At 38.8% G+C, this 17,167-nt stretch carries 11 protein-coding genes; 7 read left to right on the top strand and 4 right to left on the bottom strand.

Annotated features, from left to right (window positions below; all coding sequences use genetic code 11):
- Positions 1 to 512: 512 nt before the first annotated feature.
- The 3 genes from RV15_RS01070 (at position 513) to rpoC (ending at position 8,859) form a co-directional block, all read left to right on the top strand.
- Complete coding sequence (locus RV15_RS01070; RefSeq protein ID WP_071876202.1) at positions 513 to 1,085, top strand: hypothetical protein; 573 nt, start codon at positions 513 to 515, stop codon at positions 1,083 to 1,085.
- Between the two features lie 364 nt (positions 1,086 to 1,449).
- Complete coding sequence (rpoB, locus tag RV15_RS01060; RefSeq protein WP_083429056.1) at positions 1,450 to 5,067, top strand: DNA-directed RNA polymerase subunit beta; 3,618 nt, start codon at positions 1,450 to 1,452, stop codon at positions 5,065 to 5,067.
- A 138-nt stretch (positions 5,068 to 5,205) separates the two neighbouring features.
- Entirely contained in the window at positions 5,206 to 8,859 is a 3,654-nt protein-coding gene (gene rpoC, locus RV15_RS01055) for a DNA-directed RNA polymerase subunit beta' (RefSeq protein WP_071876199.1), read from the top strand.
- A gap of 47 nt (positions 8,860 to 8,906) precedes the next feature.
- Here the strand turns inward: rpoC and RV15_RS01050 are convergent, their stop codons facing one another.
- Positions 8,907 to 9,626 carry a glucosamine-6-phosphate deaminase gene (locus tag RV15_RS01050; RefSeq protein WP_071876198.1) on the bottom strand — a complete coding sequence of 240 codons (720 nt, stop codon included), beginning with the start codon at positions 9,624 to 9,626 and terminating at the stop codon, positions 8,907 to 8,909.
- Positions 9,627 to 9,761: 135 nt separating this feature from the next.
- Here RV15_RS01050 and msrA point away from each other — a divergent pair, with 135 nt between their 5' ends.
- Complete coding sequence (msrA, locus tag RV15_RS01045; RefSeq protein ID WP_071876197.1) at positions 9,762 to 10,295, top strand: peptide-methionine (S)-S-oxide reductase MsrA; 534 nt, start codon at positions 9,762 to 9,764, stop codon at positions 10,293 to 10,295.
- A 44-nt stretch (positions 10,296 to 10,339) separates the two neighbouring features.
- Here msrA and RV15_RS01040 read toward each other — a convergent pair whose 3' ends face one another.
- Entirely contained in the window at positions 10,340 to 11,026 is a 687-nt protein-coding gene (locus RV15_RS01040) for a prepilin peptidase (RefSeq protein WP_071876196.1), read from the bottom strand.
- A 101-nt stretch (positions 11,027 to 11,127) separates the two neighbouring features.
- On the opposite strand from RV15_RS01040, the gene RV15_RS01035 reads away from it, so the two are divergent.
- The 3 genes from RV15_RS01035 to RV15_RS01025 all read left to right on the top strand — a co-directional run bounded on the left by RV15_RS01035 (position 11,128) and on the right by RV15_RS01025 (position 14,068).
- Positions 11,128 to 12,657: a gluconokinase gene (locus RV15_RS01035; RefSeq protein ID WP_071876195.1), complete on the top strand. Its 1,530-nt coding sequence runs from the start codon at positions 11,128 to 11,130 to the stop codon at positions 12,655 to 12,657.
- A gap of 62 nt (positions 12,658 to 12,719) precedes the next feature.
- On the top strand, positions 12,720 to 13,457 hold the full coding sequence (locus RV15_RS01030; protein WP_071876194.1) for a DUF5105 domain-containing protein: 738 nt from the start codon (positions 12,720 to 12,722) through the stop codon (positions 13,455 to 13,457).
- 122 nt (positions 13,458 to 13,579) lie between these two features.
- Complete coding sequence (locus tag RV15_RS01025; protein WP_010762221.1) at positions 13,580 to 14,068, top strand: Dps family protein; 489 nt, start codon at positions 13,580 to 13,582, stop codon at positions 14,066 to 14,068.
- A 53-nt stretch (positions 14,069 to 14,121) separates the two neighbouring features.
- Here the strand turns inward: RV15_RS01025 and argH are convergent, their stop codons facing one another.
- Both argH and RV15_RS01015 read right to left on the bottom strand, forming a co-directional pair.
- Positions 14,122 to 15,507 carry an argininosuccinate lyase gene (gene argH, locus RV15_RS01020; protein ID WP_071876193.1) on the bottom strand — a complete coding sequence of 462 codons (1,386 nt, stop codon included), beginning with the start codon at positions 15,505 to 15,507 and terminating at the stop codon, positions 14,122 to 14,124.
- Positions 15,508 to 15,797: 290 nt separating this feature from the next.
- Positions 15,798 to 17,000, bottom strand: coding sequence for an argininosuccinate synthase (locus RV15_RS01015; RefSeq protein WP_071876192.1), 1,203 nt, complete (start codon positions 16,998 to 17,000; stop codon positions 15,798 to 15,800).
- Positions 17,001 to 17,167 lie beyond the last annotated feature (167 nt).

Genomic DNA, 17,167 nt, shown 5'->3' with positions numbered 1-17,167 from the left:
CTTGATTCCTCCAATTATAGTTGATAAAACAAAAAATCCATTCAGACAATATGCCTAAATGGATTGATAAAAGTCGTAGGTAAACACTTCTTTATTCGCCACTTAGGATTGTCTACGTGGCTGTTTGTTCAATACAAAGCGCTCTAGCCATCATAGATACAAAAACAGGTTTTTGCTGTTTGTACCCACGATTGCATGAATACAAAACTATCTAAAGTAGCTAAAGTAAGCTTTATTCAGTTGTGGGTTGATTGAGTGTGTCATAAAAATCCCTCCGCAAATTGAATTGTGTTTAGTATAAAGGAAAGATGAGTCTGCTGTCAACAGATTATTTTAAATTTTCTGAACATTTGTATAATAGAGTTAAAGGAAAATGCATAAAGGTAGAAAAACTTTGTGATTTTTTTAAGTTGATGCGGATAAAATACGTAACGATGGATATCTTTGTGAAATTTTATGGGTTCATGATATTATTTAATTAAAGTAAATAGTCAATAATTAGGAGGATGTATATGATTTCGAAAAAATTGATCACATTAGGAACACTAGCAGCAACAGTATTGGTATTAGGTGCATGTAATAGTGATAATAAAGCTTCTAAAGATAGCTCATCTGATAGTAAAACAGAAACATCAATGAGCTCAAGTGTTGATGCAGTAAGTGGAGCTTCCATCAGCGATAAACCAGAAGTAATCGAAAAAGCGTTGAGCAAAGATGGAAACTGGATCGTTGCTGCAACAGCAGATCTGACTTTTGATAAAGATGTGACTGTTTCCGGTGAGTTCCACGACAAAGGCGAAAAATCAGGTGACATTTATAGAAAATTAGCATTATACGCACAAGACTCCGATAAAAAAGTTACGGCTGAATATACAGTAACCGTTCCTCAATTGATCGTTGAAACAGAAAACTTCAATATTGTTAACGGAACTGTTAAAGGAGATATCTTGGTTAAAGCGAATGGCTTTGTTTTAAACGGAACAAAAGTTGATGGTAAGGTAACGTTTGAAAAAGAAGAATACAAAACTTCTGCAACTCTTGACAAAGAAGGCGCTGAAGTAACTGGTGACGTGACTGTTCAGTAGACTTGTTGCGTCAAAAAAGGAAGGAGACACTCAATTTTTATTGAGTGTCTTTTTTGAAGAGTTTGAGTCTTTTTAAATGCCCAAAAACCCTTGACTTTTACTATAGAAGGTAGTACAATATATAGATGCAAAAACTATCTGAAAAATGACAAAGCAGGAGCGAAATATTGTCCGTTCCGGTTTTTAATAGGGAAACAAAAGTAGAAACGCACGAGAAATTTTCAAGAGCACATTCTATTTTTGGTTTTTTTTTGCCTAAAAACTGCAAAAAATGCTCAATATTACAGATATTTAATATTTGTAATGTTAAAGAAATATTTTCGGTTAGTGTTTTGATAGACTTTTAATTAGAGGAGTGAAGAGCTTGGCTGGACACGTAGTAAAATACGGAAAACACCGCGAACGTAGAAGTTTCGCCCGGATCAGTGAAGTGTTGGAATTACCCAACTTGATCGAGATTCAAACAGACTCTTACCAATGGTTTTTAGATGAAGGACTAAGAGAAATGTTTGAGGACATTTTACCGATCGACGATTTTCAAGGGAATTTATCTTTGGAATTTGTGGATTATGAATTAAAAGAACCTAAGTATACGGTAGAAGAAGCGCGCGCGCATGACGCAAACTATTCTGCACCGCTACATGTTACTCTACGATTGACAAACCGTGAATCTGGAGAAATCAAATCACAAGAAGTATTCTTCGGTGATTTCCCTCTAATGACTGAAATGGGAACATTTATCATCAATGGTGCAGAACGAGTTATCGTTTCTCAATTAGTACGTTCACCAGGTGTTTATTTCCATGGAAAAGTAGATAAAAATGGTAAAGAAGGCTTTGGCTCAACAGTGATCCCTAACCGTGGCGCATGGTTAGAAATGGAAACTGACGCAAAAGACATCTCTTACGTACGTATCGACCGTACACGTAAAATTCCTTTGACTGTATTAGTTCGTGCTTTAGGTTTTGGCTCTGATGATACAATTTTTGAAATTTTCGGTGAAACACTAAGCTTACGTAATACAATCGAAAAAGATTTACACAAAAATGCGAGCGATTCTCGTACCGAAGAAGGCTTAAAAGACATCTATGAGCGTCTACGACCTGGCGAACCAAAAACAGCTGACAGTTCTCGTAACTTGCTAAACGCTCGTTTCTTCGATCCAAAACGCTATGACTTAGCGAACGTTGGTCGTTACAAAGTCAACAAAAAATTAGATTTAAAAACACGTCTATTGAACCTAACTTTAGGAGAAACCTTGATCGATGCTGAAACTGGCGAAATCATTGTTGAAAAAGGAACGGTATTAACTCACCAAGTAATGGAAACCTTAGGTGAACATATCGATAATGGCTTAAATAGCGTAACGTATTACCCAAGTGAAGATGGTGTGGTTACTGAACCAATGACGGTTCAAGTAATCAAAGTTCTTTCTCCAAAAGATCCAGAACGCATCGTTAACGTAATCGGTAATGGCTACCCAGATACAAGTGTGAAGACTGTTCGTCCTGCGGATGTCGTAGCTTCAATGAGTTATTTCTTTAACTTACAAGAAGACATCGGTAACGTAGATGATATCGATCACTTAGGTAACCGTCGTATTCGTTCAGTTGGTGAATTACTACAAAACCAATTCCGTATCGGTTTAGCTCGTATGGAACGTGTGGTTCGTGAAAGAATGTCGATCCAAGACACTGAAACATTGACACCACAACAATTGATCAATATTCGTCCTGTTGTTGCAAGTATCAAAGAATTCTTTGGTTCTTCTCAGTTATCACAGTTCATGGATCAAACAAATCCTCTAGGTGAGTTGACACACAAACGTCGTCTATCTGCCTTAGGACCTGGTGGTTTGACTCGTGACCGTGCCGGCTATGAAGTTCGAGATGTTCACTATTCCCATTATGGTCGTATGTGTCCGATCGAAACCCCTGAGGGACCAAATATTGGGTTGATCAATAGCTTGTCAAGTTATGCCAAAGTTAACAAATTTGGGTTTATCGAAACACCTTATCGTCGTGTTGATCGTGCAACAGGAAAAGTAACCGATCAAGTGGATTACTTAACTGCTGACACAGAGGATCACTACATCGTAGCGCAAGCAAACTCACGCTTAAATGAAGATGGCTCATTCGCTGAAGAATTAGTAATGGCTCGTCTGCAAAGTGAGAACCTTGAAGTAACGATCGATAGAGTCGATTACATGGACGTTTCACCTAAACAGGTAGTTGCAGTTGCGACTGCATGTATTCCTTTCTTGGAAAACGATGACTCCAACCGTGCCTTGATGGGTGCCAACATGCAACGTCAAGCCGTGCCTTTGATCCAACCTCGTTCACCACTTGTGGGAACGGGTATGGAATACAAATCAGCACATGACTCAGGTGCCGCTTTACTATGTAAACATGATGGTGTCGTTGAATATGTGGATGCATCAGAAGTACGCGTTCGCCGTGACAATGGCGCATTAGATAAATATATGGTCACAAAATTCCGTCGTTCAAATTCAGGAACAAGTTACAACCAACGTCCAATCGTTCTTTTAGGCGAAAAAGTTGAAAAAGGCGATACACTAGCAGATGGACCTTCTATGGAAGAAGGCGAAATGGCGTTAGGACAAAACGTCCTTGTCGGATTCATGACATGGGAAGGGTATAACTACGAGGATGCGATCATCATGAGCCGTCGTTTGGTGAAAGATGATGTCTATACTTCTATCCATATTGAAGAATATGAATCAGAAGCTCGTGATACAAAATTAGGGCCTGAAGAAATCACGCGTGAAATTCCAAACGTCGGGGAAGATGCGTTGAAAGATCTTGACGAAATGGGCATTATCCGTATTGGTGCTGAAGTCAAAGATGGCGACCTATTAGTAGGTAAAGTAACGCCTAAAGGGGTAACTGAGTTATCTGCTGAAGAACGTTTACTACATGCAATCTTTGGTGAAAAAGCGCGTGAAGTTCGTGATACATCGCTACGTGTACCTCACGGTGGCGGCGGGATCGTTCATGATGTGAAAATCTTTACTCGTGAAGCCGGAGACGAATTATCTCCAGGCGTAAACATGTTAGTTCGTGTATATATTGTTCAAAAACGTAAAATCAACGAAGGCGATAAAATGGCCGGACGTCACGGTAATAAAGGGGTTGTATCCCGCATTATGCCGGAAGAAGATATGCCATTCTTACCAGACGGTACACCAATTGATGTCATGTTGAACCCACTAGGGGTACCATCACGTATGAATATCGGACAAGTACTAGAATTACACTTGGGTATGGCTGCTCGTCAGTTAGGTATCCACATTGCAACACCAGTATTCGATGGCGCCAATGATGATGACGTTTGGGAAACAGTTCGTGAAGCGGGTATGGCTCGTGATGCGAAAACAGTTCTTTATGACGGACGTACGGGTGAACCATTTGATAACCGTATCTCTGTTGGTGTGATGTACATGATCAAATTGGCCCACATGGTTGATGATAAATTACATGCCCGTTCTATTGGACCATACTCACTTGTTACCCAACAACCACTTGGAGGTAAAGCTCAATTTGGTGGACAACGTTTTGGGGAAATGGAAGTATGGGCACTGGAAGCATACGGTGCAGCTTACACATTACAAGAAATCTTAACGTACAAATCTGATGACGTAGTTGGTCGTGTGAAAACATACGAAGCAATCGTTAAGGGTGAACCAATTCCAAAACCAGGCGTGCCAGAATCATTCCGCGTATTGGTGAAAGAATTACAATCACTTGGATTAGATATGCGCGTATTGGACATTGAAGAACAAGAAATCGAATTGCGTGATATGGACGATGATGATGATGACTTGATCACCGTTGATGCCCTAACAAAATTCGCAGAACAACAATCAGCGAAACAATTAGAAAAAGAAGCAGCGGAAGCAAAAGAAGCAGCTGATGCAGTGCTTGAACAAGAAATAGAAACTGCTGAAGATACAAAAGACTAATTGTTTTACATTTTGTATAAAGTGCCAATGAAATCCGTTAGTTATGGGCTAGAAAGATCAACATGATTTTTTCTAGTTCAAAACTACGGTGAATAGCTCATTCAGCTTTTCTAACTAATTGAATGGAGGGAATCCCTTTTGATCGATGTAAATAAATTCGAAAGTATGCAAATAGGTTTAGCTTCTCCAGAAAAGATCAGAAGCTGGTCTTACGGTGAAGTAAAGAAACCCGAAACGATTAACTACCGTACGTTAAAACCTGAACGTGAAGGTTTGTTCTGTGAACGTATTTTCGGCCCAACTAAAGACTGGGAATGTGCGTGTGGAAAATATAAACGTATTCGTTATAAAGGTATCGTTTGTGACCGTTGTGGTGTAGAGGTAACTCGTTCTAAAGTGCGTCGTGAACGTATGGGACATATCGAGTTAGCAGCACCTGTTTCACATATCTGGTATTTCAAAGGTATTCCATCTCGTATGGGTCTTGTTTTAGACATGAGTCCACGTGCTCTGGAAGAGATCATTTACTTTGCGTCATACGTAGTAATTGATGCCGGAGATACATCTTTAGAGAAAAAACAATTATTAACAGAGCGTGAATACCGCGATAAACGTGATCAATATGGTCAAGGGTTTACTGCAGCAATGGGTGCAGAAGCGGTTAAACAATTATTAGACAATGTTGATCTTGATGGCGAAGTTGCTGGTTTGAAAGAAGATTTGAAAACAGCATCTGGTCAAAAAAGAACACGTGCGATCCGTCGTTTGGATATTTTAGAAGCATTCCGTGCTTCAGGAAATCAACCAAGCTGGATGGTTATGGATGTTATTCCTGTAATCCCACCAGATTTGCGCCCAATGGTTCAACTAGAAGGTGGACGTTTTGCGACAAGTGATTTGAATGACTTATACCGTCGTGTAATCAACCGTAACAATCGTTTGAAACGTTTATTAGACTTAAATGCGCCAAACATCATTGTTCAAAATGAAAAACGTATGCTGCAAGAAGCCGTCGATGCGTTGATTGATAATGGTCGTCGTGGCCGTCCTGTTACAGGACCAGGTAACCGTCCATTGAAATCTCTTTCTCATATGTTAAAAGGGAAACAAGGTCGTTTCCGTCAAAACTTATTGGGTAAACGTGTGGATTACTCTGGTCGTTCAGTTATCGTCGTAGGACCTAACCTTAAAATGTACCAATGTGGTTTGCCAAAAGAAATGGCGATTGAATTATTTAAACCATTTGTGATGCGTGAATTAGTTCAACGTGAAATTGCAACAAACATCAAAAACGCAAAACGTAAAATCGAACGCGGCGAAGATGAAGTTTGGGATATCTTAGAAGAAGTCATTCAAGAGCATCCAGTATTGCTTAACCGAGCACCTACACTACACAGACTTGGTATCCAAGCCTTTGAACCAGTGTTAGTTGAAGGTCGTGCAATTCGTCTTCACCCATTAGTCTGTGAAGCCTACAATGCCGATTTCGATGGAGACCAAATGGCCGTTCACGTTCCATTGAACGAAGAAGCGCAAGCAGAAGCGCGTATGCTGATGTTAGCTGCTCAAAACATTTTGAATCCAAAAGATGGTAAACCAGTTGTAACACCTTCTCAAGATATGGTCTTAGGGAACTATTACCTAACAATGGAAGAAGACGGACGTGAAGGGGAAGGTATGATCTTCCGCGACATGAACGAAGCTGTGTTAGCATGGCGTAATGGATATGTGCATTTACACTCACGTATCGGTGTTCAAACTACTCTACTTGGCGACAAACCGTTTACGGATTGGCAAAAAGAACGCATTTTGATCACAACTGTAGGTAAGATCATCTTTAATGAAATCATGCCTGTAGAATTCCCTTACTTGAATGAACCAACCGACTACAACTTAACGGTGCAAACACCTGACAAGTATTTTGTAGAAGCTGGTACTGATATTCCTGCTCACATTAAAGAACAAGAATTAGTCTTACCGTTCAAGAAGAAAAACTTAGGAAATATCATTGCTGAAGTCTTCAAGAGATTCCATATCACTGAAACTTCTAAGATGCTTGATAGAATGAAGGACTTAGGGTATAAACATTCTACTCATGCGGGTATGACCGTTGGTATCGCTGATATCATGGTATTGCATGAGAAACAAGAAATCATTGATGATGCCCATAAACAAGTCGAAAATATCACGAAACAATTCCGTCGTGGTCTGATTACAGATGACGAACGTTATGAACGTGTTATTGCTGTTTGGAACAAAGCCAAAGATGAGATCCAACAAAAACTGATCGAAAGTATGGATGCTAAAAACCCAATCTTCATGATGTCAGATTCTGGGGCCCGTGGTAACATCTCCAACTTTACTCAGCTTGCTGGTATGCGTGGTCTGATGGCTGCTCCGAACGGACGTATCATGGAACTGCCGATCATCTCGAACTTCCGTGAAGGTCTTTCTGTCTTAGAAATGTTTATCTCTACCCATGGCGCTCGTAAAGGGATGACCGATACAGCCTTGAAGACAGCCGATTCAGGTTACTTGACTCGTCGTTTAGTTGATGTGGCGCAAGATGTTATTATTCGTGAAGACGATTGTGGAACTGACCGTGGTCTAGTAATCCAATCTATTCGTGAAGGTAATGAAATCATCGAGCCTTTAGAAGAACGTCTACTTGGACGTTACACTCGTAAAGCGGTTATGCATCCTGAAACAGGCAACGTGATTATCGGTGAAGATCAACTGATTTCAGAAGATCTTGCAAGAGAAATCATTGATGCTGGTGTTGAAACAGTAACGATTCGTTCCGTATTTACATGTAATACAAAACATGGTGTATGTAAACACTGTTACGGACGTAACTTAGCAACTGGTTCAGGTGTTGAAGTTGGTGAAGCAGTTGGTACAATTGCCGCTCAATCAATCGGAGAGCCCGGCACTCAATTAACAATGCGTACGTTCCATACAGGTGGGGTTGCCGGAGACGATATTACTCAGGGTCTACCTCGTGTCCAAGAAATTTTTGAAGCACGTAATCCTAAAGGACAAGCAGTTATCACAGAAGTTACCGGTGAAGTGATCGATATTTCTGAAGATCCTGCAACACGTCAAAAAGAAGTAACAATTAAAGGGAAAACAGATACACGTACGTATACAGTTCCTTATACAGCTCGTATGAAAGTTGCTGAAGGCGATACGATCCATCGTGGTGAACCATTGACAGAAGGTTCGATCGACCCTAAACAATTATTACAAGTTCGCGATGTTTTATCTGTTGAAAACTACCTATTACGTGAAGTACAACGTGTTTACCGTATGCAAGGGGTAGAAATTGGTGATAAACATATTGAAGTAATGGTTCGTCAAATGCTTCGTAAAGTTCGTGTCATGGATCCAGGTGACACTGAAATCTTACCAGGTACATTATTAGATATCGCTGAATTTAAAGATCGTAACTACGACACATTAGTAGCCGGTGGCGTTCCAGCAACAAGCCGTCCAGTCTTACTAGGAATCACAAAAGCATCATTAGAAACAAACAGTTTCTTATCTGCTGCATCATTCCAAGAAACGACTCGTGTGTTAACAGATGCTGCGATTCGTGGCAAAAAAGACCCATTACTTGGTTTGAAAGAAAATGTTATCATCGGTAAGATCATCCCAGCTGGTACTGGTATGGCTCGTTACCGTAACATGGAACCAAAAGAAGTTGGCGTAGCAAGCGAAAATGTCTACAGTATCTCTGATATTGAAGCACAAATGGCTGCTGAAGATGCTTTGAATGAGTTGAATAAATAGTTAAACAGAAAAAGGCTTGAAATCATTTGATTTCAAGCCTTTTTTGCTTAGTAAAGCTCTGAAGCAGCTTCTTGATCTAGTACGATCGTTAAGTTAGGATGTGTTTGTAGTAAAGAAGCTGGTACTTCATTTGTAACTGGACCAAAGAAAGCACGTTTGATGATTGCCGCTTTCTTCTTGCCAGTGGCAAAAAGCACAATTTCTTTGGCCTGCATCACACTTTTTGGTCCCATAGTGACGTAAAAGTCTGGGCGTTCATTTTCATCGCCGCCGACTTCACTTAATAAGATCTCTTTCATATTTTCAGTAGCATCTTCTCCTACATAAGAAGTTAAATCTTCAAATTTTGTTGTTCTAGGAAGATTTCCGCAATAATGACCATCCGCCCCGATGCCTAGTAAAATCAAGTCTAGTCCACCATCTTGTTCAATCCTTTTATCCTGATTTTTGTAGTTTTTTTCGTTTAAAGGATGAATCTGGCTCTCAGGAATTTCTGCTGGTTTAAAGAAGAGATTATTGAGATTTGTCATTGTTACACCATAGCCTTTTTTCTGTTTGAACGGGATCTCATCGAAGTTGTAATAATGAACATTATCGAGATAAGATTTGTTTTTTACATCGGAAACTAAGTATTCATACATTTTAATTGGTGTTGAGCCAGCGGTTATTGCTAAGTTTACTCGTTTTTGTTGGTACATTTTTCCTAACAGGATATTTGCAGCAACCCGACTCATTTTTTCGTAGTTTTCTTCAATGATGATTTTCATTTTTTGTACATCTCCTTCTTTTTGTTCAATTTACCATATGGGAACCATCCCATGTCAAAGGATTTTTATAGGCAAATCAATATCATTATTTTTTTATTCGGCTTATGATAAGGAAAAAGAAGAGGTGAAGTAATAATGGAACATAATTATGAAACAGCAATTTTTGCTGGTGGTTGTTTTTGGTGCATGGTCAAGCCGTTTGACACTCAACCAGGTATTATTTCAGTGGTGTCTGGCTATACAGGTGGACATGTTGAAAATCCAACCTATGAACAGGTTACAACTGGATTGACGGGCCATACAGAGGCAGTTGAAATAACCTATGATCCGGCAATCATTCCATACGAAAAATTAGTGGAAACGTATTGGCAACAGACAGATCCAACTGATGCTTTAGGGCAATTTGCTGATCGTGGCGACTCTTATCGACCTGTTATTTTTTATGCAAACGAATCACAAAAAGAAATTGCGGAAAAATCGAAAGCGTCATTACAAGCAAGTGGTCGTTTTACTCAGCCAATCGTTACAAAAATTGAACCTGCGCAGCCGTTTTATCCAGCCGAAGACTATCATCAAAATTACTATAAAAAGCATAGCGTCCATTACAACCTATATAAAGAAGGTTCTGGGCGAGCCGGTTTTATTCGGAAAAATTGGAAAGATAAATAACTTGTCAGAGCGAGATAGAAGCGGTTTTGCTTTTGTCTCGCCATCTATTTACATAGGAATACAACAAATAATCCAATACTTAAAAATGGTACAAAAGGAAGTTGTCGTATTGTTTTCTTTAAGACGAATCTACAAAATAAAAGAAAAATCAGACCGCTACTGCTAGCAATGAGCAATAAAAAGATAAGTGACTTAGCACCTATTAGCGCTCCCCACAATGTTAGGATAACAATATCTCCACCGCCAATTGAATTTTTAAAGATAAAATTTAGGCTAAGTAAGCTAAGAAAAGTAATCAGACTCGTAAAAAGATAGACTGGCAGTGCTAAATAAATATGTCCAATACATAATATAACGGATAACAAATAAAAAATTTTAGGCTCAACAATTAAATAGAAAATATCTGTCAAAGATAGAACCACTCCGATAAGTAAAAAGAAAAGTGAATACAAAGGATGGATAGTCTTAAACGACACGTTAAGACAAATCAATCCACAAATCAATTCGCTAAAAAAATAAATCCATGATAGTTGATGCCTACAGTAACGACAACGGAAACGCAAAAATAGAATTGAAATAATCGGAATCAATTCAAATATTTTCAACTTAGTCTGGCAATATGAGCAGTGGGAAGCAGGATATACAATAGATTTACCAACGGGCACTCGCTCTGCTACCAAACATAGAAACGAACCAATCACACAGCCGCAAATAAAATAAATAATTAACATCTAAAAGCTCCTTTCATAAATAAATACGCAAATAAATGCTTTTTTAACTAGACAAATATTTTTTTATTAGGAATAATGAAAGTGAGAGATGAGGCGAGAACATGGAAAAAATAGCAATTGGTGTAGATATCGGTACAACACAAACAAAGGCTGTTGCTTTTAGGGAGGATGGGACTGTTCAGGCATCTGCCTATGTTCGTTATCCACTCATTCAGGAAACAGAAGGTATGGCAGAACAAGATGTAAATCAGATTTTCCAAGCAGTAGTGACGTGCATCAAACAAGTAGTGGCTAAAGTTCAACCTTTTGGAATTTCAGTGGTGTCTTTTTCTACTGCGATGCATGGATTGATCATCATGGATAAAAATCATCAAGCTCTAACGCGTGTGATTACATGGGCAGATAATCGTGCAGAAAAGTATGCAGAAGAACTAAAAGATACAGTATTAGGGAAGACACTTTATCAAAATACAGGGTTGCCGATGCATCCGATGACACCTTTTCATAAAATTCGCTGGCTGAAAGAAGAATTTAGTGAGATCTACGAGCAGGCAGAAATGTTTATCGGGATGAAAGAATATGTTTTTTATCGTTTGTTTGATCGATATGTTACAGATATTAGCACTGCTTCTGGAACTGGATTTCTAAACATTCATGACCTGAAATGGGATCAATTAGCTTTAGCAGAGATGGAAATTACCATAGACCAACTACCATTATTAATGACACCAACCCATCAGGTAACTGGCTTAAAAGATGAGTGGGCAGAGCAGTTAGGTTTGACAGCACAAACGATTTTTGTTTTAGGGGGAGCAGATGGGCCACTATCCAATCTAGGATTAGGTGCGGTGACAAAAGGAACAGCCACGTTAACTGTCGGAACAAGTGGTGCTTTGCGTTATATTGTTGACCAACCTCAAATACATCCGCAAGCGGAGACATTTTGTTGTGTGTTAGATGAAAATCATTGGGTAATTGGAGGCGCCACAAGTAATGGAGCCGGAATTTTCGACTGGGCTTGTGAGAATTTATTGAAGGAAGTCCAAACAGAAGCGCTTGCAGCTGGAGAAAATTCGTATGATGCTGTGATGGCTCTTGTAAAAGAGACGCCAGCAGGGGCTAAGGGATTGATGTTTCACCCTTATTTGCTCGGCGAACGTGCACCATTGTGGGATGCAGAGGCTACGGGTAGTTTTGTTGGTTTAAAACGAAATCATGATGATAAATTGATGATGCGAGCCGTGGTTGAGGGAATTTGTTTGAATTTGAAACGTGTTTTAACAGAATTGGAAGAGCTAGGCGGAGCGGTGAAAGAAATTCGTGCTACAGGTGGTTTTGCTGATTCGCAAGTTTTCAAACATGTGATGGCCGATGTTTTAGGATATACGCTTTCATTGACTGAAAGTGTTGAGGCGTCAGCATTAGGTGCTGTTCTATTAGGCTGGCAAAGTCTAGGCAAAATGACTGATTTAAATACAGCTAGTGAACAAGTAGAAATTTATGAAACCGTAGAGCCCAATAGTGAAAATAATCAAATTTATCAACAAATATATCCGCTATTTATTACAACCCAACAACAATTATCTGCGAGCTATCATCAATTAGCAAAACTAAGAGCAGATTTAGATTAAGCTTTTTTTGACAAATAGCACTGAACTTGTTTTACTAGTAGTAAGAGAACGGAGGAAAGGAAATGAAAAAATTATGGATCGCTTCTTTGCTTTTAGTAGGACTTTTCCTAACAAGTTGCGGCTCAAAAGGAATCTCCGCAGAAGATGCTGGCGAATTATTTGTTGATCGCCTTGTCTATCAAAAAAGAGAAAATGAATTTGCAAAAGGATTTCGCGATGGGAAACAAGCAGGCAAAGAGTTAGATGAAAATAGCAAAGCTTTCGAGCAAAATTTTGCGAAAGGACTATCGGCCACAGGCGCAAAAGTCCCGCAAAAAGAGGCAAGTCAATTAACAAAGGAGCTATTACAACAAGCAAAAGAAAAAACATCATATAGGATTATTAAAATAGATGAGACAAAAACTGGAGCTGTGATTTCTTATTATGTAACTGGACTAGACCTAGTGAGTGCAATGCAGGAAATGACTAGACAACTTGTAAAAGAAACCTTGGCTGATCCGGAAATAGCCAAAGATGATCAAAAAACGCTAGAAGCAACGTTTTCTATTTTGGAAGAGCGAGTTAAAACAATTAAAATCAAGACGGATCCTGTTGAACTGGAGTTGCATTTAGAAAAGGAAAAGGGTAAGTGGTTTGTGCCAAAAAATCAAAAAGAGGCTGTATCCAACTTATTCATGGCATTTATTTCTGGTGCTGAAAATACAGAAGCGATGAATAAAGAGCTAGAAGAGGCGATGAATGAAGTAGCCAAAGAAATTGTGGATTCATTGGATACATTGCCAATACCGAATGATAATTGACCTTTCAGTTTATAATTATTATTAAATGATAAATAATATAAAAATGAAAGATTTTAGTGTACTTTTTTTTCATTTCGTACTACAATAATAATGTAGATAAAAATTTAGGAGGATGATGTATAATGAAATTTGAACAAACTAAAGAAGTGTTGAACCAACTAGTTGCAGATTTAAGCCAGTTTTCAGTGGTAATCCACCAAACTCACTGGTATATGCGTGGCCCAGAATTCTTGACATTACACCCTAAAATGGACGAATACATGGACCAAATCAATGATCAGTTAGATGTTATTTCTGAACGCTTGATTACATTAGATGGCGCTCCTTACTCAACGTTACAAGAATTTGCTGATCATACTGGTATTTCAGATGAGATCGGCACATATGAACGTACAATTCCAGAACGCATGGAAAAATTAGTTGAAGGCTACCGCTATTTAGCTGACTTATACCAAAAAGGAATTGAAGTGTCTGGTGAAGAAGGCGATGATTCTACACAAGATATCTTTATTGCAAACAAAACAGATATTGAGAAAAACATTTGGATGCTACAAGCAAAATTAGGCAAAGCGCCTGGTATTGATGCAGATTCACGTGCAAAAACTCGTTAATCAAAAAAAGTTAAAGCTTCTGAAAGATGGCATGCTATCTTTCAGAAGCTTTTTTAGTTTTCTTCGCTTTCTAATTTGCGCTTACTGCGTTCAATTGCGGCTTTGACTTGATCAAACCCAGTTCCGCCATAGGAATGCCGCCGCTCAATGGCTGTTTTTGATGATAAGGTTTGATAAATATCAGATTGGATCAAAGGTGTAATTGCTTGATACTGTTCTAATGGAACCTCTTGTAAATAAATGCCTTGTTTTGTACAATCTAAAACTAACTTTCCGACTATTTCATGAGCTTGTCTAAAAGGCATGCCTTTGCTTGCTAGATAGTCTGCTAGTTCGGTTGCATTTGAAAAATCTTTTTCAGTGGATTGTTCCATGATCGCTTGATTCAGCTTCATCGTCTCTACCATGCCAGCCATGATCTCTAAACTAGTTAAAATCGTGTGAGACGTATCAAACATGCCCTCTTTGTCTTCTTGTAGGTCTTTATTGTAAGCTAGTGGTAATCCTTTTAAAACCGTTAAAAGGCTGAATAAATTGCCATATACGCGACCTGACTTTCCTCGAATCAATTCTGCCATATCTGGATTCTTTTTTTGTGGCATGATCGAGCTGCCTGTAGAAAAAGTATCTGTTAGTTCAACAAATTGAAACTCATGACTGCACCATAAAATGATTTCTTCGCAAAATCTGGAAAGATGCATCATTAGAATGGAGCTATTGCTAAGGAATTCTAAAATGAAATCCCGATCACTTACGCCGTCTAGACTATTTTCGTAAATGGAAGAAAAACCTAGTAATTCAGCTGAATAAGCACGATCGATTGGAAAAGTCGTGCCGGCAAGTGCTGCACAGCCTAAGGGGGAAATATCGATTCGCTTCAGACTTTCAGAAAAACGTTCTTGATCACGTGTCAACATACCGTAATAAGCCATCATATGGTGAGCAAACGAGATTGGTTGTGCATGTTGTAAATGGGTGTAGCCAGGCATAATGGTCTCAATATTGTCTTCGGCTTTGTGGACTAAAACTTGGCGGAATAAGTGGATCTTGCTAATGACTTCTTGAACGATTTCTTTTAAATAAAGATGCATGTCTGTAGCTACTTGATCATTTCTACTGCGGCCTGTATGCAATTTTCCTGCAACTGGACCGATTTCATCATGGAGCAGTTTTTCAATATTTAAATGGATATCTTCATTTTCTATACTGAATGTCAGTTCATCGGCAAACAGTTTTTCTTGAATCGTCGTAAGTCCTGAACTGATTTGTTCGGCTTCATCTGTCATTAAAATCCCTGTCTTAGCTAACATTTTTACATGAGCTAAGCTCCCGATAATATCTTGTTTGGCTAATTTTTGATCAAAAGGAATCGAAGCGCCAAACGCATCGATCCATGCTTCGCTTTTTCCTTCAAAACGTCCACCCCATAATTTTTCCATGCTGCACACCTCATTTATGTATTATTATTCATTGTGATAAGAAAGAAGGTTGGACAGAAGCATTTTACTCCGAGAAAATAAGAAGGAGTGGTTTCTGTGCCAACCGTTTGTTCTGATTTCTTGAGACTAAAATGAAGACGTATCGATTTCCTTATTTTGATCCGCAGACCAAAAAGAAATTCTCCTTGGATAAGTCATTTAAAATAGGTGAATCGGATAACCTTATTTACAACACTGTAAAAGTTAACTCACATATAGATTCAACCTAGAAAAAATAAGCGTATCAGTGATTATTTTTTGTGTAGCGATGCTTGGACTTCTGCGTTGACTTTGGTTGGAAGCCCCCATAGTTTGATAAATCCAATAGCAGCGTCTTGGTCAAAGGTATCAGCAGAGGTATAAGTCGCTAAGTTTTCGTTGTATAAACTGTTTTCAGACTTACGCCCTTCAACGATAGCATGACCCTTGAAGAGTTTTACCCGTACTATGCCATTTACGTATTTTTGGGTAGATTTTAAGAAAGCGATCAAAGCGTCGGTTAACGGGTTGAACCATAATCCGTTATAAATGATTTGTGATAATTGATTTTCAATGATTGGTTTGAAATGAGCTACTTCACGAACAAAGGTCAAGTCCTCCAACTCTTTATGCGCAGTCATTAGTGTGATTGCTGCTGGACATTCATAGACTTCCCGTGATTTGATCCCAACAAGGCGGTTTTCCACATGATCGATTCGACCAATGCCATGCTTACCAGCTAAATCATTCAAGTCCAAAATTAAATCGGATAACAGCATTTCGTTTCCATTGATTGCTGTAGGAACGCCTTCAACAAAAGTTAATTCGATAATATCCGCTTCATCTGGTGCATTCTCTAAACTAGCAGTTAATTCATAAGCACCTTCTGGAGGTGTTGCCCAGGGATCTTCTAAAATGCCACATTCATTGGCACGGCCCCAAAGGTTTTGGTCGACAGAATAAGGATTATCCAAATCGGCAGGGACGGGTATACCTTTTTCTTTGGCATAATTGATTTCTTCTTCACGTGACCATTTCCATTCACGAACTGGTGCAATTACATTGAGCTCAGGTGCAAGGGCGTTGATCGCGACTTCAAAACGGACTTGATCATTCCCTTTTCCTGTACAGCCATGAGCGATTGTGGTTGCACCAGTTTCGTGAGCTAATTCTACTAATTTCTTAGCAATCAGCGGGCGGGATAAAGCGGATACTAGTGGATAAGATTGTTCATAAAAGGTATGACCTTGTAATGCAATCAAAGCAAATTCCTGTGCAAATTCTTCCTTAGCATCAATCGTATAAGAAGCAGAAGCACCAACTTCTAAAGCTTTATTTTTGATAAAATCTAAATCTTTTTTTTCACCGACGTCTAAACAGCAAGCAATCACATCGTATCCTTCATCCACTAACCATTTAACAGCAACAGAGGTATCTAGTCCTCCAGAATAGGCTAAAACAACTTTTTCTTTCATGAGTAACACTCCTTATTTTCTAATTGTCTTTTTTGATTGTTCTCATCATATCACTTGAAAATGCAAAAATCAACACTTTTTATAAATAAATATACATAAAAATAAATATTTTAGGAATAATATACATTTTAGTTTTTAAAAGGTGCGTAATATACATTACGCATATT

The sequence above is a fragment of the Enterococcus silesiacus genome (genome assembly GCF_001886225.1).
Lineage (GTDB): Bacteria > Bacillota > Bacilli > Lactobacillales > Enterococcaceae > Enterococcus_L > Enterococcus_L silesiacus.
The sequence above is the reverse complement of the archived record's forward strand: the minus strand, read 5'-3'. Positions and strand labels throughout refer to the sequence as shown.